Raw genomic sequence first — 21,630 nt, 5'->3', positions numbered from 1 at the left:
AACGAACATTACAGCCCTTGCGGCCTCCCGCCCGGTTCCCGTCTCAGCACAACAGGAGCGCCATGACAGCCGGCACCATCCCGATCATCGAGATCTCAGGCCCGCCCGCCGAGCGCGGCCGCCAGTACGGTGAGGCGGCGCGGACACGGCTCGGCGCGGCGCTCACCTACTACGAGGAGGCCTTCGGCGAATCGTCGGGGCTCACCTGGGACCAGGTCACCGCCCGCGCCGAACGCTGGCTGGAGCCGGTGCGCACCTACGCGCCGGACCTGGTCGCGGAGATGGGCGGGATCGCCGAGGGCGCGGGGGTCGGACTCCTGGATATCCTGGCGCTGAACGCCCGCGGCGAGATCATCTACGACCAGACCTTCTCCCGGATGCGCGGCCACGACGGCACCCCCGGCGACGTGGCGGAGGCGAACGAAGCGGCGGCCGACGGCTGCACCTCCTTCGCCATCATGGGCGAGGCGAGCGGCGACGGCCATGTGTACTGCGGCCAGAACTGGGACTGGCGCGCGGGCACCGCGGACACCCTCCTGATGCTGCGGATCGTCCAGGACCCGCTGCCGACCGTGATCATGCAGGTCGAGGCCGGTCAGATCGGCCGCCAGGGCGCCAACTCCGCGGGTGTCGCCCTCAACGCCAACGGCCTCGGCGGCCGCTTCGACGACGCCATCGGCCTCCCCCAGACCGTGATCCGCCGCCGCGTCCTGGACAGCGAGTCGATCAGCGCGGCGGTCGACGTGCTGTGCCGCACCCGTGGCCACATCGCCAGCAACGCCCTGCTGACCTGCCGCGAAGGCTTCGCCGTCGACCTGGAGACCACACCGGGCGCACACGGCTGGCTGTATCCGGACGACGGGCTGCTCGTCCACGGCAACCACTACCAGGCCACCGTGCCCGTCCAGCTCGCCGCGGGCTACCGCCCCGGGTCCTCCGACTCGCTGATCCGGGTGCCCCGGGCCGAGGCCGGACTGCGCCAGCTGCGCGGGGCCACCGAGGCGAACGAGTCCCGTAAGCTCATCCGCCAGGCCATGTCCGACCATCTCGGACACCCCGAGGGGCTGTGCACCCACCCCGACCCCCGGCAGCCCGAGGTCAAACAGTGGACGACGCTGCTCTCCTCCTGCGTGGACCTGACCACCGGTGACTACTACGTGACTCCCGGCACGCCCTGCGACCGCGAGTACCAGCACCTGCCCTGGAACCTCTACGACGGCCCGCTCGCGCCGCGCTGACTCCCCTCATCTTCCGAACCACCGGAGGGCCTGCCATGAGAACCACGCACTACACCATCGCAGTCGGCGTCGCGGGGGCGCTGCTGTTCACCGCCGGGTGCTCCGGGGCGCCCTCCGGGGGCGGCGGGGCGACCACCGACGTCGCCAAGATCAAGCTCACCGACACCACCGCCAAGGCGTCCGGCGCGGCCGGCACCGTGAACTGGCTCGTGGAGAACGAGCCCGGCACCCTGGACATGGACAGCCAGGGCGGCAGCAGCACCCGCACCGTGCTGGCCAACGTCTGCGAGCGGCTGCTCCAGCTGCAGCCGGACCTCACCGTCGAGCCGCACCTCGCGAAGGAAGTCCAGTACGCGGGCGACAAGAAGATCGTCCTCACCCTCCGCGACGATGTCACCTTCCACGACGGCGCCAAGATGACCGCCGACGACGTGGTGTGGAGCCTCAAGCGGCACGCCCGGCCGGAGATGTCCGAGTCGGACGAGTACGAGGACGTCGACAAGATCACCAAGACCGGTCCGTCCCAGGTCACCATCACGTTCAAGAAGCCCAGCGCGCTGTTCATGAAGGCCCTGGCCGGTGACGCCGGGATCATCATGGAACGCAAGGTCGTGGAGCAGCAGGGCGACGACTTCGGCACCCCCGGCCACCCGGACGCGTGTACCGGGCCGTACAAGGTGAAGAAGTGGGACTCCGGTTCCTCGCTGGCCATCGAGCGCTCCGCGAACTACTGGAACAAGACGGTCCGTCCGCTGACCCAGCAGGTCGTCTTCCGCTGGGCCTCCGGCAGCGCGCTGGTCAACGCCCTGTCGACGGGTGCCGCGGACGGCGCCTATCTGACGGCCACCGGCCCGGCCGCCGTCCTCGCCAAGAAGAAGGGCGTGCGCGCCTACTACGGGCAGTCCACCACCGCCTGGTCGCTGGTCCCCACCGACAGCGGCGCGCTGAAGGACGCCAAGCTGCGCGAGGCGCTGTCGCTGGCCATGGACCGCGAGGGCATCGCGAAGTCCGGCTTCAGCGGTCTCGCCGAGCCCTGGGCGACCCCGGTGGGCCCGGGTGCGTGGGGCTACCAGAAGGCCGCGTTCGAGAAGGCGCAGAAGGAGCTGGAGAAGTCCACCGCGTACGCCGCGTCGCCGTCCTCGGACGACCTGGCGCGGGCGAAGAAGCTGGTCGAGCAGGCCGGGGCGCCCGGGAAGCCGGTCGTGGTGTCCAACGACGGCACCGACATCCAGACGGTCATCACCAACGCGGTGCGCGGCGCGGCCCAGAAGATCGGGCTGAAGGTGACGGTCAAGACCATTCCGCCGAGCCAGTACGGGGAGTTCTTCTCCGACCCGAAGGCGCGTAAGGGCTTCGACCTGATCCCGGTCGACTGGTACATCTCCAAGGCCGACCCGGCGGGCTTCTACGACAACGGCATGACCGGCAACGCCAACAACTGGCTCGGCTACTCGGACCGAGGCTACGACGCGCTCGTGGCCAAGGCCCAGCAGACCATCGACGACCACAAGCGGGCGGACCTGGTCATCGACGCGCAGAAGAAGTTCGCGGACAGCGCGGTGTGGATTCCGCTGGTGCAGGTGCCGTCGGTGGTGGTGCTCGGCGACACGTACACCGGTCCCCCCGCGTCGATGGTGTCGCTGTACTACCCGTGGGCCGCCGACCTCGGCAAGAAGAAGGGCTGATCCATGCTCCGCGGACTGCCGCGCCGGCTCGCCGGCCTGTTCGCCACGCTGTTCGCCGCGTCGTTCGTCATCTTCGCCGCCGCCTACGCCGCACCGGGGGACCCCGCCGTCCTCCTGTCCGGCAGCAGGCAGGAACTCACCCCGGAGAAGCTCGCGGCGGTCCGCGCGCAGTACCACCTGGATGAGCCGCTCGTCGTCCAGTACGGCAGGTGGCTGTGGGACAGCGCCCAGGGTGACCTGGGCCGCTCGTTCCAGTACCGCGACCATGTCGCGGACCTGATCGGCGCCCGGCTGCCCACCACCCTGGAACTCGTCGCCTACGCCACCGTGTTCTTCGTGATCCTCGGCGTCGGCTCCGGTGTCCTGGCGGCGCTGCGGCGCGGCTGGGTGGACTCGGCGGTCGTCGGGGGCACCACGCTCGCCGCGTCCGTCCCCTCGTTCGTCGCGGCCATCGCGCTGGTGTCGCTGTTCGGGGTGCGGCTGGGCTGGTTCCCGGTGACCGGGCAGGGCGAGGGATTCACCGGACGGCTGCACCACCTCACGCTCCCCGCGTTCGCCCTCGCCCTCGGGGCGCTGGCGGTGATCAGCCGGGTCACCCGGCAGGCGATGGCCGAGGCGTACGCGTCCGACCACGTCGAAGCCGCCCGTGCCTCCGGGATGCCGGAGCGGCAGATCGTCATCCGGCATGTGCTGCGCAACGCGCTCGGCCCGATCGTCACCATGTGCGGGCTCGTCATGGCGGGCATGCTCGCCGGAACGGTCGTGGTCGAGACCGCCTTCGGCCTCAGCGGGATCGGGTCGCTGCTGGTGAGCGCGATCAGTACGCATGACTTCCCGGTCACCCAGGCGGTGCTGCTGCTGATGGTCATCGGCTACGTCGTGGTGACGACGCTGGTCGACCTGATCCATCCGCTGATCGACCCCCGGGTCTCACGGGACACCAAGCGGCGCACCAAGCGAAGCACGACCAAGACGGCGAAGCAGGTGAAGACCGCATGACGACGTTGACGGCCGGGGCGCTGGTCCCGGTGAAGATACGGGCCCGCCGCCCGGTCCAGGTGGTCATCGCGGGCGGCTTCCTCGCCCTGGTCGTGGTGGCGGCGGTGTGCGCGCCCCTGCTCGCACCGCACGCGCCCGACGCGGTCGACCTGTCCGCCTCGCTCGCGGGCACGAACTCCGCGCACCCGCTGGGCACCGACGCCTCCGGACAGGACCTGCTCTCCCGGGTCCTGTACGGCGCCCGGTCGAGCCTGCTGGCGCCGCTGGCGCTGCTCGCGCTGGCCGCGCTGCTCGGCGTCACCATGGGCACGGTGGCGGCCTGGCGCGGCGGCTGGGTGGACACCCTGCTCTCGCGGGTGACCGACGTGATGTACGCCTTCCCGGGACTGCTGTTCGTCGTCCTGGTGATCGCGGTGTTCGGCGACGGGCTCACCACGTCGATCCTCGCCCTGGGGCTCGCGTACGCGCCCACCATCGCCCGCTACACCCGCAGCATCGCCCTCGCCGAACGCTCCCAGCCGTATATCGACGCCTACCGGGTCCAGGGCATGAGCGGGCTGCGGATCTGTGTGCGGCATCTCGTCCCCAACCTGTCCGGGGCGCTCATCGGCTATCTCGTCGTGCTGTTCGGCGAGGGGCTGATGAGCCTGGCCACGCTCAGCTATCTGGGCTTCGGCGCCGGATCGCCCTCCATCGACTGGGGGCTCATGGTGCAGGAAGGGCAGGACGCCGTGGTGCAGGGAGCGCTGCTGCCCGCGCTCGTACCGGGCACGGCCATCGCCGCCGTCGTGGTGGCCTTCAACATCGTCGGGGTCTGGGTCTCGGACCGCCTCGGCAACGGGAGGTAACCGGCCATGCTGCTGGACATCGAAGATCTCACCCTCGGGCTGCCTGATGGTGCCGCCGCCCGGCCGCTGCTCACCGGTGTGTCGCTGAGGATCGACCGGGGTGAAGTGGTCGGCCTGGTCGGCGAGTCGGGCTCCGGCAAGTCCACCACCGCGCGGGCCGTGCTGCGCATGCTCCCCGAGCACGCGCACACCTCCGGCTCCGTGCGGGTGGACGGCGAGGACGTCCTCACCATGAACCCGGCCCGGCTGCGTGAGCACCGCTCCCGCACCGTGTCCATGATCTTCCAGGACCCGCGTTCCGCGATGAACCCGGTGCGCCGGATCGGCGACTTTCTCACCGAACCGCTGACCCGGGTCCTGGGCCTGCCGAAGCGCGCGGCCGTGGCGAAGGCGACGGAGCTGCTGGCCGCCGTGGGCCTGCCCGATCCCGAGCGCCGGTTGCGGCAGCGCCCGCACGAGCTGTCCGGCGGCATGCTGCAGCGGGTCGTGATCGCCGCCGCGCTGTGCACCGAACCCGACCTGCTCCTCGCCGACGAGGCGACGAGCGCGCTGGACGCCACCACCCAGGCGGAGGTGCTGGCCCTGCTGCGCGGCATCCAGGCCGAGCGGCGGGCGTCCGGCAGCGGCCTCGGGACGCTGTTCATCACCCACGACCTGCCGCTCGCGGCCGCCTACTGCGACCGGGTGTACGTGATGTACGCGGGTCATGTGGTGGAACACCAGCCCGCCCGGGGGCTGTTCGCGGAACCGCGCCACCCCTACACCCGTGGCCTGCTGGAATGCTCGCCGACGCTCGGCAGGGACCACGCGCCGCGCCCCATCCCCGGCCGTCCGTCGTCCCTGTCGGACGCCCTCACCGGCTGTCCCTTCTCCGCGCGCTGCCCGAAGGCCGAGCCGGAGTGCGACACCTGGGCCCCGGTGGCGATCCCGTTCGGCGGCGGTGACTCGGCCGAGCAGGAGTTCGCGGCCTGCCGCCGACTGGAACTCGTATCGAGGAGCAGCACATGACCGACCTCGCACTCGTCGTCCAGGGCCTGTGCAAGACGTACACGCTCCCCGACGGCGGCCGGACCACGGCCGTGGACACGGTCTCGTTCACCGTCCCGGCGGGCGGCTCGCTGGGCATCGTCGGGGAGTCCGGCTCCGGCAAGACCACGGTCGCCCGCATGCTGGTGGACCTCGTACGCCCCGACGCGGGGACGATCACCGTGAACGGGCGTGAGCGCACCCCCGGCGGACGCGGTGGCGGAATGCTCCGTGGACCGGGCGCGCGCAAGGCGGAACGGCTGCGGCGGGCCCGCGAGATCCAGATCGTCTTCCAGGACCCGTATGTCTCCCTCGACCGGCGCCTGACGGCACGTCAGTGCCTGCACGCCGCGCTGCGGCTGCACGGCCGCCACCAGGGGCAGGCCGCCGAGTCGCGGGTCGGCGAACTCCTCGACCAGGTGGGCCTGGGCGAGCGGGAGGCCGACGCCCGGCCGCGTGCGCTGTCCGGCGGGCAGTGCCAGCGCCTCGCCATCGCCCGGGCGCTCGCCCTGGAACCCGAGGTGCTGGTGCTGGACGAGGCGGTGGCGGCACTGGACGTGTCCATCCAGGCGCAGATCCTGCTGCTCCTCGCCGAGATCCGCCGGGAGACGGGGGTGGCCCTGGTCTTCGTCAGCCATGACCTGGCCGTCGTCGGGCACGTCACCGACGACACCCTGGTGATGCGGCGCGGCCGGGCCGTCGAGACGGGCCCGACGGCCCGGGTGCTGGACGCCCCCACGGATCCGTACACCCGGCTGCTGCTGTCCTCGGTGCCGCGCGAGGGCTGGGACCCGGCGGAGACGGTACGGATGCGCGGACAGCTGACCGAGCTGTGAGCGGGGCCCCGTACCGCGTCGGTGCGGGGCCCGCGTATTGCGCCACCGGAAAAACGTGAGCATAGTTTCTGTGTCCCGTGTGCCCAGCACCCTCGTGGCCGGTGAGCGGAGTCCCAGATGAGGTTCGGTCTCGCGATCATGAACGACTTCCCGCCGGGCGTGGTCCCCGCCCAGCGGATCGACGCCCTGCGCGAGCAGGTCGCGGCGGCCCGGGAGGCCGGGTTCTCCTCGGTGTGGATGCTTCAGCACTACCTCGGCAACATGCCCACCCTCCAGCCGGTCCCGACGCTGGCGGCGCTGACGGCCGAGGCGGGTGGCATGGACATCGGCACGAACATGCTGATCCTGCCGCTGCACCACCCGGTGGAGGTGGCCGAGCTGTACGCCACCCTCGACCATCTGTCCGGCGGCCATGTCATCGCGGGCTTCGGCATGGGGTACCGGGAGAACGAGTTCCGGTCGTTCGGGATACCGATGGACGAACGCAAGTCCCGCTACGAGGAGGCCATCGAGGTCATCCGCGCCCTGTGGTCCGGCGAGACGGTCCGGCACACGGGCACCCACTTCACCGTGCAGGGCGAGCGGATCAGCCTGCCTCCGGTGCGGCCGGGCGGGCCGGAGGTGTGGATCGGCGCCGGGGCGCACCGGGCGGGGGCGCGGCGGGCCGCGCGGCTCGGCGACGGGTGGATCATCCCGCCGCACGTCTCGCCGGACCGGCTGAAGACCGTGATCGAGTGGCGCCGCGAGGAGGCGGCGCGGCTCGGCCGCGCGGAGCGGCCGTTCTCACACGTCGTGCGCAGGGAGTTGGTCCTCGACCACGACGGCGACCGCGCGCGGGAGACCGGGCTGCGGGCGCGGGGTGCGCTGACCCGCGCGTACGGGGCCTTCGACGCGCCGGACACCACGGCCTCGTACCGGCACTTGACGAGCGACGCGGCGGCCGCGCAGGTGGCGGACGAGTCGTATCTCTTCTGCACCCCGGATGTGGCGGCCGCCAAGCTCGGCGAGCTGGCGGCGCTCGGGGTGGACTACGTGATCCTCCGGATGCAGTGGTACGACCTGGCGCAGGAACAGGTGCTGGCCACGATGCGGCTGTTCCGGGACGAGGTGCTGCCACGGTTCCGGGCGTGACAGCGGATCAAGCGAAGCGGAAGCCGGGGTAGCCGCGTTCGGCGATGGACTCGCAGTGGCGGCGGTAGGTGCCGACACCGCCGACGTACGGCATGAAGATCCGCGGCTTGCCCGGGATGTTGGCGCCCGTGTACCAGGACGCGCCACGCGGGAAGAGCGTGCGGTCGGCCACCTCGTTGACGTGCGCGACCCAGGTGTCCTCGGCGTCCTCGTCCGCCTCGGCGCACACCACGCCGCCGCGCTCCGCGTGGTGGAGGAGGTCCGCGATCCAGTCCACGTGCTGCTCGATGGACACCACCATGTTGCTGATCACCGAGGGGCTTCCGGGGCCGGTGATCAGGAAGAGGTTGGGAAAGCCCGCCGTGGCGAGCCCCAGGTAGGTGCGGGGGCCCGCCGCCCACTTCTCGCGCAGGCTCCGCCCGCCCCGGCCCCGGATGTCGACCGCGAGGACGGCTCCGGTGATGGCGTCGAACCCGGTCGCGAAGACGATGCTGTCCAGCTCATAGGTGGCGTCGGCGGTCCGTACGCCCGTGGGGACAATCTTCTCAATGGGGGACGAACCGACATCGACCAGGGTGACGTTGTCGCGGTTGTAGGTGGCGTAGTAGCCGGTGTCGACGGTGACCCGCTTCGAACCGACCGGGAAGCCGCGCGGGATCAGCCGTTCGGCCACCGCCGGGTCGTGGACGATCTCCCGGATCTTCGACCGGATGAAGTCGGCGGCGGTGTCGTTGGCCCGCTCGTCGGCGAGGAGGTCGTTGAAGGCGCCGATGAAGCCACCCCCGCCCTCCCGCCAGCGCGCCTCGTACTCGGCCCGGCGCGCCTCCGGTGAGACCTCCAGCGCCGACTGGTCGTTGTTGCGGCGGCCCGTGCCGTTGGGCGAGTAGCGGACCATGGCGCGGTGCTCGCGGTAGCGGGCCTTCATCGCCCGCTCCTCGGCGGGGTCGAGCGGCCTGTTGCGTGCCGGGAGGCTGAAGTTGGCCGTGCGCTGGAAGACCGTGGTGTGGGCGGCCTGCGCGGCGATCAGCGGGATGGCCTGGGTGCCGGAGGAGCCCGTACCGATGACGCCGACCCGCCTGCCGCCGAAGTCCACGCCCTCGTGCGGCCAGTTCCCGGTGTGGTACGTCGCACCCTGGAAGGAGTCGAGGCCGGGGAGGTCGGGGACGCGGGCCGTGGAGAGACAGCCGGTGGCCATGACGAGGAACCGGGTACGGAGCGGCTCGCCACGGTCGGTGGTGAGGTCCCATCCGGGGTCCCGCTCGTCGAAGACGGCGCGGGTCAGCCGGGTCCCCAGCCGGATGTCGCGCCGCAGGTCGAAGCGGTCGGCGACATGCTCCAGGTAGCGGAGGATCTCGGGCTGGGCGGGGTAGCGCTCGGTCCAGACCCACTCCTGTTCCAGCTCGGGGGAGAACGAGTAGGAGTAGTCCATGCTCTCCACGTCGCACCGCGCGCCCGGGTAGCGGTTCCAGAACCACGTACCGCCCACGCCGCTCGCCGCGTCGAGGCAGCGGACCGACAGGCCGAGACCGCGCAGCCGGTGCAGCGCGTACAGCCCGGCGAAGCCGGCGCCCACCACGACCGCGTCGAGGTGGGCAGGGGACGGGGACGCCGGGGAGTCGGCCATCGGAAATTCCTCCCGACCGTGAGCGGGTGAGGTGACGCGACGAAAACGAGTGAAGCACAAAACATGCGACTGGTTTAAGGGGCCGGACCCGAAGCGGCGGGCCCTCAGAGCAGCGAGCGCCCGACCTCGGACCAGGGACCCATGTGGACATAGGTCATCTCGCGCCGGGCGAAGACCCAGCGGTCCCCGCGCCGCAGGTAGCGGTCGGCGTAGCGGAGGGCGCCGACGTGGGTGGTGTCGGTCAGGCCCAGCTCGACGTGGCCCAGCACCGTGCCCGACGCGCGCTCCTCGTCCAGTTCGTCGAGGACGCAGGAGTGCGGCGCGTGGACGGACCGGGCGACCGGGGCGAGCCGTTCGCGCAGGGCCGCGACCACCTCGGTCCGGCCGCGCACCTCCGCGCCGCGTATGGGCATGGTGGCGTCAGCGTCGAAGAGCGCGGCGAGCGCCTCCCAGTCGCGGTCGTCGATCGCGAGACAGTAGCGGGCGGCCAACTCCTGGATGGCGAGCCGGGCCTCCACGTCCCGCAGTCGTCGCTCAAGGTCCATGGCTACGTCCTTCCCCGGGTGTGCCGCGTCTTGACCCTACCTCAAAACCAGGCGCATGATATGCACACTACTTCCGCTGGGGGGTGTACGAGTGCCGGGCAAGCGCTATCTCGTGACGGGGGCCGCCCAGGGCATGGGCCGCGCCATCGCCCTCGAAGCCGCGGCCCGTGGCGCCGAACACGTGGCGCTGGCCGACATCGCCCCGGAGGCCGCCGAGTCGGCCGCCACCGAGGTGCGCGCACTGGGCGCGAAGGCGGTCGCGATCACCGTCGACCTGCGCCGCCCGCCACAGGTCGAGGAGATGGTGGCCACCGCGGCGGACGCCATGGGCGGGATCGACGTCCTGGTGAACAACGCGGGCGTCCTGGACTCGGCCTTCGCGCCCGGCGCGACGTTCGAGACGCTGCCCGAGGACGCCTGGGACGCGGTGCTGGGGATCAACCTCAAGGCGATGTGGCTGGCCACGAAGTACGCCGCGCCACATCTGCGCGCCTCGGACCGGGGCCCCTCCGTGGTGAACGCCTCGTCGGTGGCGGGGCTGACGGGATACCCGGCGGCCGCGTACGCCGCCAGCAAGGGCGGGGTGATCCAGCTGACCCGCGCCTGCGCCATCGACCTGGCGCCCGAGGTGCGGTGCAACTGCTACTGCCCCGGCTCCGTGGACACCCCCATGAGCCGCGCCCGGCTGGGCGTCGCCGAGGACCGCGCCGCGCAGGAGCGCCGGATGTCGGGCACCCATCTGATCCCGCGCATGGGGCGGCCGGAGGAAGTGGCCAAGCTGGTCTGCTTCCTGGCCTCCGACGACGCGTCGTTCATCACCGGCGCCGTCTACACCGTGGACGGCGGTACGACGGCGTGGCGCGGCATGCGCGACTGACCTGCCGCCGAGCACACCCCGGAACTATGCGCATGGTTATTGACTTGGGCTGAACCCTCAGGTCATGTTGGGGCGACAAACGGGCCGCACGAGCGAACGAGGAGCCGTGGCGATGTCTGAGCAGATCCAGCAGTGCCCCGTGAGTCACACCGACTACCGGAGTACGACCGCTCCCGCCGGACACTACGACCTTCTCGACCACGAGCGTGAGGCGAGCCGCTACCACTTCAGCGACACCACGGAGCGCGGCTTCTGGATGCTGACCCGGTACGACGACGTGCTCAAGGGCTTCCAGAACCCCGACACGTTCACCAACGAGGTCACCAGCGCGCTCAACCCCGAACGCGGCATCGACCTGCTTCCCCAGCAGCTCGGCGGGGAGGAGCACGCCCGGCTCCGCCGCGTGGTCAATCCGTATTTCTCCCCGGCCGCGGTCCGCCGGATGGAGCCCTTCGCCACCGCCCGCTGCGTCGAGCTGATCGAGGAGCTGCGCCCCCACAGGAGGTGCGACTTCGTGGCCGAGTTCGCCATCCGCTACCCCACCGATGTCTTCCTCGACCTGCTCGGCCTGCCCACCTCGGACGGCGCGTTCTTCGTGCCCTGGGTCGAGGACGTCTTCGGCGGCATCTTCACCGGCGACGCGGAGCGCGCCCGTTCCGCGTCGGCCAACATCACCGACTACTTCGACGCCCGGGTGCGGGAGCGCCGCCGTAACCCGCTCGACCCGGCCGTGGACCTGGTGTCCCGCCTGGTCCAGGCCCGTCGCGGGGCCGACGAGGAGCCGCTCACCCACGACGAGATCCTCACCGTGTGCCTGACGCTCACGATGGCGGGGCTCGACACCACCCGCAGCGCGCTCGGCTACATGTTCTGGCACCTCGCGCGGCACGACGACGACCGCGCGACCCTCATCGGGGACCCGGGCACCGTGCCCGCCGCCGTCGAGGAGTTCATACGGCTGTATCCACTCGTCATCCAGGCCGGGCGCGAGGTGTCCCGCCCCGTCGAACTCGACGGGCTGCGGCTGGACGCGGGCGAGGTGGTGTGGCTCGGCATCGGGTCGGCCAACCGCGACCCGCGCAAGTTCCCCGAGCCCGACACGTTCCGGCTCGGCCGCAAGGGCGTCAACCAGCACCTCGGATTCGGCGCGGGTCCGCACCGCTGCCTCGGTATGCACCTGGCCCGGGTCGAGCTGGCCATCGTGCTGCGCGAATGGCACAAACGCATCCCCCACTACCGCATCGCGTCCGACGCGCCGCTGGTGGAGCGGGGCAGCCAGCTGACGCTGATGAGCCTGCCGCTGGAGTGGGACGCATGACCGCCCGGCTCCGCCTCGACGCGGCCCGCTGCACCGGCCACGGGCGCTGCTACACCGTGGCACCCGATCTGCTGAGCGACGACGAAGAGGGGTTCGTCGAGCAGCGCGGCACCGAACTCCCCGTACCCGCCCCGCTGCTGGGCCAGGCGGCCGACGCCGAGAGCGCCTGCCCCGAGATGGCGATCACCCTGCTCGGCGGGGCACCGGCGCCCGCCACGACCGGCGGCGAGCCGTGACCGGCCGCCTCGAAGGCCGCGTCGCCGTCGTCACCGGAGGCCTGTCCGGGATCGGCGCCGCGACCGTGCGTCGATTCCTGTCCGAGGGCGCCGCCGTCGTCGCGGGCGATCTGCTCGGCCCCGGCCCGGACGGCCCCGACACCCCGTCCGGCCACGGCGACCGCCTCACCGTGCTCACCGCGGACGTCGCCGCCGAGGACGACGTCGCGGCGCTGGTCGACGAGGCGGTACGGCGCTACGGGCAGCTCGACATCATGTTCAACAACGCCGCGGTCCTCGGGGCCATCGGGCCGATCGGCACGGCCGACATGGGGGAGGTCGACCGTACCTTCGCGGTGAATCTGCGCGGGGTATTCCTCGGCATGAAGCACGCCGCCCGGGTCATGCGTCCCCGGCGGTCCGGGTGCGTCATCTCGACGTCCAGCCCCGCCGGGCTCTCCGGCGGCCAGGGGCCGCACGCCTACAGCGCGGCCAAGGCGGCGGTCATCGGCCTCACCCGGTCCGTGGCCGCCGAGCTGCGCGCCGACCTGATCCGCGTCAACGCCGTCGTCCCCGGCGCGACCGTCACCGCGATGATGGCCGACGTCACCACCGGGGACGCGGCCGACCTGGCGGGCGCGGAGCGGAAGATGGCGGAGACCGCGTGGATGGGACGGCCGATCCACGCCGACGACATCGCCGAGGCCGTCACCTTCCTGGCCACGGACGCCGCGCGCTTCATCACCGGGGAGACCCTGTGCGTCGACGGGGGCATGACCAGCGCGCCCGGGTCCTCACCCTTTCTCGCCGAGCGCTTCGCGGACACCTCGGCGATCTTCGAAGCCGGACGCAGGAGCCCGCGCCGATGATGCTGGAACACGTACGGGTCCTCGATCTCACCGACGCGCGTGGGCTGCTGTGCGGCCGCCTCCTCGCCGACCTCGGGGCCGACACCGTCCAGGTCGAGCCCACCCGGGGCTCCCCCGCCCGCCGCCACCCCCCACTCACCGGCGGCACACCGCGCGGCTCGCTCTACTGGCACACGTACGCCGCGAACAAGCGCGGCATCGCACTCGACCTGGACGCGCCGAAGGGCATCGCCGCCCTGGAAGCCCTGATCGGCGCCGCCGACATCCTGGTGACCTCGCTCTCCCCCGCCTGGCTCGCCGAACGCGGCCTCGGCCACCGGCGGCTGCTGCGCGCCCACCCGCACCTGATCTACACGTCCATCACGCCGTTCGGGCTCACCGGCCCCAAGGCCCACTACGCCGACAGCGACCTGGTGCTCTGGGCGGCCGGAGGGCCGCTCGACCCGCACCGGGAGGGCGACCGGCCGCCGGTGCGCATCAGCGTTCCGCAGGCGTATCTGCACGCGTCGGCCGACGCCGCGTCCGGCGCGCTGCTCGCCTGCCTCGCCCGCCGCGCCACCGGGCGCGGCCAGCTCGTCGACGTCTCCGTCCAGGCGTGTCTGCCGCTCGCCACCCTCGGCCGGGCGCTCGCCGACGCCGTCGGCGACGACAACCCCGAGTGGCAGCGCGCTCCGGTCGCCCGCGCCGCCGCCCGTACGGACCAGAGCGGAAGCGGCGCCGCCACGTCGAGCGCGATGAAGAAGTGGGCGTGCCGGGACGGCGTGGTCGAGTTCCACCTCGCGATGGGCCCCGCCTCGGGGAGCTTCACCAACACCTTCTTCCGGCTGCTGCACGGCGAGGGCGCCTGCGAGCCGCGCTTCGCCGCATGGGACTGGCGGCTGCTGCCGGAGCGGGTGGAGAGCGGCGAGGTCACCCAGGACGACCTTCAGGCGGCGCGCCGCGACATCCGCGCCTGGTTCGCCGGGAAGACCAAGGCGGAGATCATGGACGCCGCCGTCGAGCACCGGCTGCTGTGCATCGGCATCGCCGACATGGCCGATGTGGCCGCGAGCCCCCAACTGGCCCACCGGGGCTACTTCACGGCGGTCGGCGACGGGCCGCGCAAGGTCACGCTGCCGGGACGGTTCGCCCAGGTCAGCGACTCTCCGTACCCATGCGTACGGCGTCCCGCGCCGCGCTTGGGCGAGCACAGCGACGAGGTGCGCGCCGAGTGGACCGCGACCCCGCGACGGGCCGAGGTGCGCGCGGAGGTGGCCGACCGGGCACCGGCCCCCGCGCTGGACGGCCTGCGGGTGCTGGACCTGTCGTGGGTCGTCGCCGGTCCCCTCGTCGGACGGACGCTCGCCGACCACGGCGCCGAGGTGGTACGCGTCGAGTCCAGCCGGCGGATCGAGACCTCGCGGCTGATGCCACCGTTCCACGGGGGCGTGCCGGGGGTGGAGAACTCGGCCCTCTTCGGCAACGCCAACGCGGGCAAGTACGGCCTCGCCCTGGATCTCGGCAGAGGGGCCGGGCGCGCGGTCGCCGCCGACCTCGCCGCCTGGGCCGATGTGGTGGTGGAGTCCTTCTCACCCGGCAGGATGGCCCGCTGGGGACTGGGCCAGGAGACCTTGCGGGAGCACAACCCCCGCCTGATCGTGGTGAGTTCGTCCCTGATGGGGCAGACAGGTCCCCACGCGGCGCTCGCCGGGTACGGCAGCACCGGCGCTTCGCTCAGCGGCTTCCAGAACCTCGTCGGCTGGCCGGACGACCTGCCGATCGGCACCTTCGGCCCGTACACCGACTACGTCGGGCCCCGGCTGGCCCTCGTCGCCCTGCTCGCCGCGCTCGAACAGCGCGAGCGGACCGGACGCGGGTGCTACATCGACGTCTCCCAGGTCGAGTCGGGCATCTTCTTCCTGTCGCCCTACTGTGCGCACTACGCCGCCGACGGCACCGTGGTCCAGCGGCGCGGCAACGCCGACGAAGCGCTCGTACCGCACGGTGTCTACCCCTGCCGCCCGGAGCGCGGCACACTCCGCTACGTCGCCCTGACCGCCCGCGACAACACGGAGTGGCGGCGGCTCGCGCACGTCACCGGGCGCCCCGACCTCGCCGCCGACCCCACCCTCGCGACCGCGGCCGGGCGCCGTGCCCGGGAGGCCGAACTCGACGCCCACCTGTCCGCGTGGACCGCCGCCCGCACCGCGCGGGAGGCCGAGACCCAGCTGCAGGCGGCGGGCGTCCCGGCCCATCTCTCCGCGTCCAGCGCCGACCTGTGCGCCGACCCGGCGCTGCTCCACCGAGGCCATCTCGTCCGGCTGCCGCACCCGGTGCACGGCGAGACCGTCGTCGAAGGCCCCCGCGCGGCGCTCTCCCTGACCCCGGGCTCGGTCCGCCGCGCCGCGCCGACCCTCGGCCAGCACACGGCCTACGTCCTGCGCGAACTCCTCGGCTACTCCGAGGAGCGGCTGCGCACCCTCGAAGAAGAGAAGGTGCTGGTGTGAACGGTGCTGGTGAGAACGGGGACTGGCAGGCGGCCTGGAAGCCGGTCGTGGACGCGGTCGGGCGGGACTTCTCCGACGGCGCCACCGTCTTCGGCGCGGATCCCGTCGAGCGCGGCGCGATCCGGCGCTTCCTGGAGCCGCTGGAGCTGGACTGCGCCCTGCACACCGACCCGGCGGTGGCCCGCGCGCACGGCTTCGCCGATGTGACCATGCCGTACACGGGCGTCATCACCTGGACGATCCCGCCGATGTGGGAACCGGGGCAGACGCTGTTCGACTCCGCCGAGCGGGACGCGCAGCCCGTGCACAGCCCGATCAACAACCAGGACATGCCGCTCGGCCCGCCCACCACGGGCTTCTTCGCCACCGGCATCGAACTCGACTTCCTGCGCCCGGTGGTGGCCGGTGAGCGCGTGGGGCGCGGCGGCAGACGGCTGGTGGGCTGCGTGCCGAAGGAGACCTCGGTGGGCCGTGGCGCGTTCCTGACCTGGGAGAGCGACATCGTCACCGAGGCGGACGGCGAGGTCGTCGCCAGGATCCGCACCAGCACCTACGCCTACGAGCCGACCCCGAGAGGATCCGGACGATGAAGGGAGCCGGACGATGACCGCGAGCCCCACTGCGGGACAGCGCCGCTTCGAGGACGTACGCGAGGGAGAGGAGCTGCCGAGCGTCGCGTATCCGCTGCCCGTCTACCGCCTCGTCCTGGCCGCCGGTGCCAACCGCGACTTCAACTCCATCCACCACAACACCGACTACGCGCGGGCCACCGGCGCGCCCGAGATGTACGCCAACACCTCCCTGCTGCTCGGGATGTGGGAGCGGATCGTCCGCGACTGGATCGGTCCGGCCGGGACCATCCGCGGCATCAGGGGCTTCCGGATGCGGGCGTTCAACGTCGTCGGCGACACCACCTGGGTGCACGCCCGGGTGGTGTCGGTGACCACCGAGGACGGGCCGGGGACCGTCGACATCGAGGTCCGCTGCGAGAACGCCTCGGGCGTCACCGTCGGCCCGGGAACGGTCCGGGCGACGCTGCCGCTGCGCGCCGACGGCACGGGCTGAGGAGGCCGGATGTCCCACGAGCTGTCCGGCAGGACCGCCATCGCCGGTCTCGGCATCACCGAGATGGGCAAGGTGTACGGGCGTACGGCGACGGATTTCGCGGTGCGCGCCGTCGCCCTGGCCGCCGAGGACGCCGGGCTCGGGCTCGCCGAACTCGACGGGCTGCTCATCAACCCGGGCGTCGGCGGCGACATCGGGCTGCCGCTCCAGGCGGCGCTGGGCATCGGGGAGCTGCGGCTGCTCTCCACGGTGCAGGGGTTCGGCTCCTCCGCGTGCGCCATGGTGCAGTACGCCTCCCTCGCGATCAGTGCGGGGCAGGCGGAGGCGGTCGCCTGCGTGTACGCGGACGCGCCGCTTCGGCAGGGCGCGGGCAGCGGTGCGGCGTACACCGGCGCCGCCCGGCAGGCGTCCGCCCTGGACGGGCTGGTGCGTGCCGCCGGTCTGGACAGCGCCGCCGCGAAGTACGCGCTCGCCGCCCGCCGTCACATGGAGCGCTACGGGACGACGAGCGAGCAGCTGGGCGCGGTGGCCGTCGCCGCCCGGCAGTGGGCGGCGCTCAACGAGCGGGCGCAGATGAGGGACCGGAAGCTGACGCTGGAGGACCACCAGGCGTCCCGTGTGGTGGCCGATCCGCTGCGGCTGTTCGACTGCTGTCTGGTGAGCAACGGCGGGATCGCCGTCATCGTCACGAGCGCCGAGCGGGCCCGGAGCCTGGCCCGGCCGCCGGTGTACGTCCTCGGCTGGGGCCAGGGCCACCCCGGACACCCGATGGCGCGCGGCAGCGGCTTCGGTCTGGTCACGGGGGCCGCCACGTCCGGTCCGGCCGCGCTCGCCATGGCCGGTCTTTCGCTGTCCGACATCGGCGTCCGCGAGATCTACGACTGTTTCACCTTCACGACGCTGGTGTCCCTGGAGGACTACGGATTCTGCGCCAAGGGCGAGGGCGGCGCGTTCGTGGCCTCGGGGGCCCTCGCGCCGGGCGGCAGCCATCCCACGAACACCGGGGGCGGCCAGCTCTCCTCGTACTACATGTGGGGCATGACGCCGCTGTCGGAAGGCGTCATCCAGGCGCGGGGCGACGGCGGCCCACGGCAGGTCGCGGGCGCCGACGCGATCCTGGTCAGCGGCAACGGCGGGGTACTCGACCACCACGCGACGCTGATCCTCAGCCCGCATCCGCACCCCTGATCACCCGCGAGGAATCCGGAAGGACTGGGCCAGTGAGCGTTTCCCCTCTCACCCGTGACGAACACTCCGCGGAGTTCTTCGACGCCGCGGCCCGGGGTGTCCTGCTGCTGCGCTGGTCGAAGGAGTGCGGCGGCTACCTCCCGCCAGCCGCGACGGTCTGCCCATGTGCTCCTCTCGCGCCGCTGGAGTGGCGGGAGTCGTCGGGCCTCGGCGAGGTCGTCACCTGGACGGTCATCCCCGCGCGCGGCCCGGACGCGGCGGCGGTGCCGCCCACGGTGGTGGCGTACGTCGAGCTGGCGGAGGGGCCGTGGATCACCGTGCGGGTACGGAACATCGACCCGGCGGCGCTCCGGGCGGGCCACCCGGTGCGCATCGGCTTCGAGACCCCCGAGGGCGGCGAAGCGGTCCCGATCGCCGTTCAGCCCGGCTGAACCGCGATCGACTTGGTCTCCTGGTAGGCCCGCAGTCCCTCGGGGCCCATCTCGCGCCCGATGCCGGACTCCTTGAACCCGCCGAACGGGCTCCCGTACGCCTGCGGATGGCCGTTCACGCTGACCATGCCAGTGCGCAGCCGCCGCGCCACCGCGAGCCCCGCCTCCGGGTCGGCGGTCCACACCGAGCCGGAGAGGCCGTACGGGGAGTCGTCGGCGATCGCCACGGCCTCGTCGGTGTCCCGGTACGGGATGACCGCGACGACCGGGCCGAAGATCTCCTCGCGGGCGATCCGCATGCCGTTGTGCACCCCGTCGAAGAGCGTCGGCTCGACGTACCAGCCCGCGTCGAGGCCCTTGGGGCGCCCTCCCCCGGCCACGACCCGGGCGCCCTCGGTGCGGCCGGTGGCCAGATAACCCTCCACGCGGTCCCGTTGGCGCTCGCTGATCAGCGGGCCGACGACGGTCCCGGCCGCGAACGGGTCGCCCACGGGGACCTCGCGGAAGGCGGCGGCCAGCGCCTCGACGAGGGCGTCGTGCCGGGTGGCGGGGGCCAGGATCCGGGTCTGGGCGATGCACGCCTGGCCGTTGACCATCAGCGCCATGGGCAGGATCTTCTTGGCGAACGCTTCCAGGTCGGCGTCGGGGAGCACGATCGCCGCCGACTTGCCGCCCAGCTCCAGCGTGACGCGGGCGACGCGCTCGGCGCAGACGGCCATGATCCGCTTCCCGGCGGCGCTCGATCCGGTGAACGCCACCTTGTCGACGCCCTCGTGGGCCACGAGGTGGGCCCCGGCGTCCCGGTCGCCGGGGACGAGGTTGAAGACACCCGGCGGCAGGCCCGCCTCGGCCAGCGCCTCGGCCAGCTCGAAGAGGGTGAGCGGGGCCTCCGGGGCGGGTTTGGCGATCACCGAGCAGCCCGCCGCCAGCGCCGGGGCAATCTTGAGCATGGGCGAGCTGAGCGGCCCGTTCCACGGGGTGATCGCGGCGACGACACCGACCGGCTCCTGGGTGACGAGGCTGATGTTGCCCGCGTCGTCGGTGCGCTGCTCGTCCGGGTCGGTGGAGCGCACCAGACCGGCGTAGTAGCGCAGGTGCCGGATGGGGTTGGGCACATGGGCCGCGGCGCTGAACCAGCGGGGGCAGCCCAGTTCGCTGGTGAGCAGGTCGACCAGGTAACCGGACCGCTCCTGGAGGAGATCGGCCGCCCGCTCCAGCACCTCGGCACGGTCCCCTCGCGGCGTCTGCCGCCAGACACCGGAGTCGAACGAGGCGCGCGCGGCGGCGACGGCCCGCTCCACGTCCTCCGGGGCGGCGAGGACGGTACGGCCGACGAGATCCTGGTTGGCGGGGTTGCGGATGTCGAGCGGGGTGCCTCCCCGGGACGCGGTCCAGGCCCCGCCCAGATACATCCGCTGCCGGTCCACGGGGGCGGTGGCGACCATGGGCGTCTCCTTCAACCGGGCGTCTCCATAAACCATGACTATGGATTGCACTGTAGTCGAGATCGCACACCTTGGGAGGAGTCCCCGCGCACACCCTTCTGAACAGGCGGTGCACGGATCTGGCCATCCGGGCGGCGACGGGCTTACCGTGAGCCATGTCCCCGAATCTATGCGCAGGAATCGCATAGAAAGCCTTGACGGGTCAGAACACCTGGGGCAATCGTGTGGACAGCCCAGCGGGCCCAAGGAGGCGTTATGCGGGTACAACTCACGGCGGTCGGGCTGGTGACGGTGATGGCCGCGGGCGGCCTCACCGCGTGCGGCTCTTCCTCCTCCGGCGACTCATCGGGGGGCGGAAACCGCACCCTCACCCTCGGCACGACCACCGTCGTCTCGCAGTGGGACCCCTTCAAGAACGACTGGGGCCCGTTCCTCCAGCCTCAGCAGGCCGCGTACGACAGCCTGGTCCACCGCAACCCGGACGGGTCGTTCGCGCCGGGGCTCGCGACGAAGTGGAGTTACGCCGACCCCTCGACCTTCGACATGACGATCCGCCACGGCGTGACCTTCTCCGACGGCACCAAACTGGACGCCGCCGCGGTGAAGGCCAACCTCGACCACGGCAAGACCGTCCAAGGTCCCAGGACCGACGAGATCGCCGCCATCAGCAAGGTGACGGTCACCGCGCCGGACCAGGTGCGGATCAAGCTGTCCCGGCCGGACCCCTCGCTGCCGCTCGTCTTCTCCGCCGTGCTCGGCCAGATGGCGAGCCCGAAGGCGCTCAAAGATCCGGCGCTGCTGAAGAAGAAGCCGGTCGGCGCCGGGCCGTACACCCTGGACACGGCCGCCACCACACCCGGCGACAAGTACACCTTCGTCAAGAACCCGAAGTACTGGGACGCGAAGTCGGTGAAGTTCGACAAGCTGGTGTTCCCGATCATCCAGGACTCCACCGCGTCCCTGAACGCCCTGCGCTCGGGGCAGATCGACGGCGCCATCGGCACCCTCGACGACGTCCCGGCCGCCAAGGCCGCGGGCCTCTCCGTCTCCTCCTCGCTGAGCTACTTCACCGCGCTCAACGTCAACGACCGCAGCGGCCGCCAGGTCAAGGCGCTCGGCGACGTACGGGTCCGCAGGGCGCTGAACTACGCCGTCGACCGCAAGGCGCTCCAGGCGACCGCGGGCGAGGGCCAGCCCACCACCCAGATCTTCCCCCCGGGCCAGCCCGGGTACGTCAAGGCGCTGGACAAGGCCTATCCGTACAGCCCGGCGAAGGCGAAGAAGCTGCTCGCCGAGGCGGGCTACCCGAACGGCATCGACCTCACGGTCACCAACACCGCCGTGCTCTTCTTCGACCGCTACGGGCAGGCGCTCGCCCAGCAGTTGAAGAAGTCGGGCATCCGCATCAAGATCCACAACGTGTCGCTGCCGGAGTACCAGGCGCTGCGCCTCTCCGACAAGAACCCGCTGTACGCCTGGTTCTACAACTGGATCGGCACGCCCATCGACGCCAACCGGCTGCTGCGCCAGAACGGCCAGTACAACCCGTACCGGGTCGACAACCCGAAGCTGGACAAGCTGATCGACAAGGCCGCGGCCGAGACCGGGGCGCGGCAGCGGGCGACATACGAGGAGATCTCCAAAGAGGTCGTCGACCAGGCGCTCTTCGTCGTCACCAACATCGGCAAGACCTACTACTTCTACAACCCGAAGAAGGTCAAGGAGATGAGCTACGTGCCGCTGGAGTCGCTGCCGTTCGTCAGGGGCCTGGAGCCCGCCTCCTGAGCCTTGAGGAGCAAGTGCT

At 72.0% G+C, this 21,630-nt stretch carries 19 protein-coding genes and 1 pseudogene; 17 read left to right on the top strand and 3 right to left on the bottom strand.

Going from position 1 to position 21,630, the window contains the following annotated elements; genetic code table 11:
- Positions 1-62: 62 nt before the first annotated feature.
- From ACWC5C_RS29205 to ACWC5C_RS29175, 7 genes and pseudogenes are all read left to right on the top strand, one after another.
- Positions 63-1,238 carry a C45 family autoproteolytic acyltransferase/hydolase gene (locus ACWC5C_RS29205; protein ID WP_450880158.1) on the top strand — a complete coding sequence of 392 codons (1,176 nt, stop codon included), beginning with the start codon at positions 63-65 and terminating at the stop codon, positions 1,236-1,238.
- A gap of 35 nt (positions 1,239-1,273) precedes the next feature.
- Positions 1,274-2,674 (top strand): annotated as a pseudogene (locus ACWC5C_RS29200) (ABC transporter substrate-binding protein); the annotation flags it as partial.
- Between the two features lie 252 nt (positions 2,675-2,926).
- The gene (locus tag ACWC5C_RS29195) at positions 2,927-3,922 is read left to right on the top strand and encodes an ABC transporter permease (RefSeq protein ID WP_450880156.1); all 996 of its coding nucleotides are present in this window, start codon (positions 2,927-2,929) and stop codon (positions 3,920-3,922) included.
- Complete coding sequence (locus ACWC5C_RS29190) at positions 3,919-4,770, top strand: ABC transporter permease (RefSeq protein WP_450880154.1); 852 nt, start codon at positions 3,919-3,921, stop codon at positions 4,768-4,770. The genes ACWC5C_RS29195 and ACWC5C_RS29190 overlap by 4 nt, the downstream gene beginning before the upstream one ends.
- A 6-nt stretch (positions 4,771-4,776) precedes the next feature.
- Positions 4,777-5,778 carry an ABC transporter ATP-binding protein gene (locus ACWC5C_RS29185; protein ID WP_450880152.1) on the top strand — a complete coding sequence of 334 codons (1,002 nt, stop codon included), beginning with the start codon at positions 4,777-4,779 and terminating at the stop codon, positions 5,776-5,778.
- Complete coding sequence (locus ACWC5C_RS29180; protein ID WP_450880150.1) at positions 5,775-6,632, top strand: ABC transporter ATP-binding protein; 858 nt, start codon at positions 5,775-5,777, stop codon at positions 6,630-6,632. Before ACWC5C_RS29185 ends, ACWC5C_RS29180 begins: the two co-directional genes overlap by 4 nt.
- Positions 6,633-6,749: 117 nt before the next feature.
- On the top strand, positions 6,750-7,763 hold the full coding sequence (locus tag ACWC5C_RS29175; protein ID WP_450880148.1) for an LLM class flavin-dependent oxidoreductase: 1,014 nt from the start codon (positions 6,750-6,752) through the stop codon (positions 7,761-7,763).
- 7 nt (positions 7,764-7,770) lie between these two features.
- Here the strand turns inward: ACWC5C_RS29175 and ACWC5C_RS29170 are convergent, their stop codons facing one another.
- Positions 7,771-9,387 carry a flavin-containing monooxygenase gene (locus ACWC5C_RS29170; protein ID WP_450880146.1) on the bottom strand — a complete coding sequence of 539 codons (1,617 nt, stop codon included), beginning with the start codon at positions 9,385-9,387 and terminating at the stop codon, positions 7,771-7,773.
- Between the two features lie 104 nt (positions 9,388-9,491).
- Positions 9,492-9,932, bottom strand: coding sequence for a nuclear transport factor 2 family protein (locus ACWC5C_RS29165; protein WP_450880144.1), 441 nt, complete (start codon positions 9,930-9,932; stop codon positions 9,492-9,494).
- A 91-nt stretch (positions 9,933-10,023) separates the two neighbouring features.
- On the opposite strand from ACWC5C_RS29165, the gene ACWC5C_RS29160 reads away from it, so the two are divergent.
- The 9 genes from ACWC5C_RS29160 (at position 10,024) to ACWC5C_RS29120 (ending at position 18,381) form a co-directional block, all read left to right on the top strand.
- Positions 10,024-10,809 (top strand): SDR family NAD(P)-dependent oxidoreductase, encoded by a 786-nt coding sequence (locus ACWC5C_RS29160; RefSeq protein ID WP_450880142.1) that lies wholly within the window; start codon positions 10,024-10,026, stop codon positions 10,807-10,809.
- A gap of 112 nt (positions 10,810-10,921) precedes the next feature.
- Entirely contained in the window at positions 10,922-12,127 is a 1,206-nt protein-coding gene (locus ACWC5C_RS29155; protein WP_450880139.1) for a cytochrome P450, read from the top strand.
- Entirely contained in the window at positions 12,124-12,363 is a 240-nt protein-coding gene (locus ACWC5C_RS29150; RefSeq protein WP_385437359.1) for a ferredoxin, read from the top strand. The genes ACWC5C_RS29155 and ACWC5C_RS29150 overlap by 4 nt, the downstream gene beginning before the upstream one ends.
- Positions 12,360-13,211 carry an SDR family oxidoreductase gene (locus ACWC5C_RS29145; protein WP_450880137.1) on the top strand — a complete coding sequence of 284 codons (852 nt, stop codon included), beginning with the start codon at positions 12,360-12,362 and terminating at the stop codon, positions 13,209-13,211. Before ACWC5C_RS29150 ends, ACWC5C_RS29145 begins: the two co-directional genes overlap by 4 nt.
- Positions 13,208-15,697, top strand: coding sequence for a CaiB/BaiF CoA transferase family protein (locus ACWC5C_RS29140; protein WP_450880135.1), 2,490 nt, complete (start codon positions 13,208-13,210; stop codon positions 15,695-15,697). The genes ACWC5C_RS29145 and ACWC5C_RS29140 overlap by 4 nt, the downstream gene beginning before the upstream one ends.
- Entirely contained in the window at positions 15,694-16,287 is a 594-nt protein-coding gene (locus tag ACWC5C_RS29135) for an FAS1-like dehydratase domain-containing protein (RefSeq protein WP_450880133.1), read from the top strand. The genes ACWC5C_RS29140 and ACWC5C_RS29135 overlap by 4 nt, the downstream gene beginning before the upstream one ends.
- 13 nt (positions 16,288-16,300) lie before the next feature.
- Positions 16,301-16,762: an acyl dehydratase gene (locus ACWC5C_RS29130; RefSeq protein WP_450880131.1), complete on the top strand. Its 462-nt coding sequence runs from the start codon at positions 16,301-16,303 to the stop codon at positions 16,760-16,762.
- 9 nt (positions 16,763-16,771) lie between these two features.
- Entirely contained in the window at positions 16,772-17,950 is a 1,179-nt protein-coding gene (locus ACWC5C_RS29125; protein ID WP_450880129.1) for a thiolase C-terminal domain-containing protein, read from the top strand.
- 32 nt (positions 17,951-17,982) lie between these two features.
- Complete coding sequence (locus ACWC5C_RS29120; protein ID WP_450880127.1) at positions 17,983-18,381, top strand: Zn-ribbon domain-containing OB-fold protein; 399 nt, start codon at positions 17,983-17,985, stop codon at positions 18,379-18,381.
- On the opposite strand, the gene ACWC5C_RS29115 is transcribed toward ACWC5C_RS29120, so the two are convergent.
- A complete protein-coding gene (locus ACWC5C_RS29115; protein WP_450880125.1) occupies positions 18,369-19,826 on the bottom strand; it encodes an aldehyde dehydrogenase in 1,458 nt (485 codons plus the stop codon). The two genes, ACWC5C_RS29120 and ACWC5C_RS29115, sit on opposite strands and share 13 nt — an antisense overlap.
- 255 nt (positions 19,827-20,081) lie before the next feature.
- Here ACWC5C_RS29115 and ACWC5C_RS29110 point away from each other — a divergent pair, with 255 nt between their 5' ends.
- Positions 20,082-21,611, top strand: coding sequence for an ABC transporter substrate-binding protein (locus tag ACWC5C_RS29110; protein ID WP_450880123.1), 1,530 nt, complete (start codon positions 20,082-20,084; stop codon positions 21,609-21,611).
- Positions 21,612-21,630 lie beyond the last annotated feature (19 nt).

It is taken from the genome of Streptomyces sp. NPDC001700, from assembly GCF_053596435.1.
The sequence above is the reverse complement of the archived record's forward strand: the minus strand, read 5'-3'. Positions and strand labels throughout refer to the sequence as shown.